Genomic DNA, 1,290 nt, shown 5'->3' on the forward strand with positions numbered 1-1,290 from the left:
GAGGGTGGTTTTCAGAGGCCTCGGCGGGCCCCCAACCTAACCCTCCCCCCAAGCGGGAGAGGGGACGGAGACGACGGGGAATATGGTATCCGTTCATATGATTGACGCCGCTACCACCCTGGGCCACAGTCCGTCTATGGGAGCAAGAATGGGATCTTACACATGAAACCGTCCACTGCGCTTGAACAACACCGTGATGCAATTCGTCAGATTGTTGAGCGTCATCACGCCAGCAATGCCCGCATTTTCGGGTCTGTGCTCCATGGAGAAGATACCGACAAGAGCGATCTGGACATTCTTGTCGATACCACCGAGGAAACATCGCTCTTTGATATTGGTGCCATCCGAATGGAATTGACGGAACTCCTTGGCGTGGAGGTGGATGTACTGACTCCCGGAGCGTTGCCGGGCCGGTGGAAATTGAAAGTGCTGAATGAGGCACGTCCGGTGTGAGTCGGCGGGACGAGCAAGCTTTGAAGGACTACCTGGAGCACATCCCGACATCTCATCGTTTGGTTAGGGGCGGCGATGGGCGATAGAATGAATAAAGTAGCAAATTCTGGAGGCCCCATGACCGCCGAGCCGCTTCAGCGCCTACGTTCCGAAGCTCTGGCACTTTCCGAGGCCGAACGGGCAGAATTGGCCCATGATCTGATCCAAAGCCTCGATGCACCCCGTGACAATGGGGTTGAGGATGCCTGGGAGCGTGAAGTTTCCCGACGAATCGGTGAGATTGATGCCGGACAAGCTGAGTTAGTGGAGCGATCCGAGTTTCGGAAGAGAATTCGCGCGAAGCTAGAGCGCCCGTAGTGCCCAAAGTTAGAATTCTTCGGGAGGCGTCCGACGAAGCGGAAGCAGCTGCTGCTTGGTATGAGCGGGAACGACAAGGCCTTGGGACTGAGTTCTTCGAGGCGATTGAAGCTGGCCTTGATGTAATTGAAGACGGCTTTCTTCCCCTCTCTCCCATGCCGGGAATCTCCGGTAACCAAGGAGCAAAACGCCTCATTCTTCGCCGATTCCCATACGACATTGTTGTCGTTGATCGTGACGATGCACGGATCGTTGTCGCGTTTGCCCATCATTCTCGAAAGCCTGGTTATTGGCGAGATCGTACTAGCCCACATATCTAGCCAGGTATCGCAATAGGACGGCGGCTATCTGCAGTCTGTCACCGCAGCTTTACCACCAGATAGTTCAATTAATGCGGCTTGTTCAAATGGCCTCACAAAGCTGCCGGCCCCCCTGGTGAGATATGCGAGTTAGACGTTTTCCCTCGCCCTCAGGACAAAT

At 55.0% G+C, this 1,290-nt stretch carries 2 protein-coding genes; both read left to right on the plus strand.

The annotated features are described in order from the left end of the window. The first annotated feature begins 162 nt into the window (after nucleotides 1-162). The gene (locus B1C78_RS17265) at nucleotides 163-453 is read left to right on the plus strand and encodes a nucleotidyltransferase family protein (RefSeq protein ID WP_077280388.1); all 291 of its coding nucleotides are present in this window, start codon (nucleotides 163-165) and stop codon (nucleotides 451-453) included. A 117-nt stretch (nucleotides 454-570) separates the two neighbouring features. Then, nucleotides 571-810 carry an addiction module protein gene (locus B1C78_RS17270; protein WP_077280389.1) on the plus strand — a complete coding sequence of 80 codons (240 nt, stop codon included), beginning with the start codon at nucleotides 571-573 and terminating at the stop codon, nucleotides 808-810. Nucleotides 811-1,290 lie beyond the last annotated feature (480 nt).

The organism is Thioalkalivibrio denitrificans, from assembly GCF_002000365.1.
Lineage (GTDB): Bacteria > Pseudomonadota > Gammaproteobacteria > Ectothiorhodospirales > Ectothiorhodospiraceae > Thioalkalivibrio_A > Thioalkalivibrio_A denitrificans.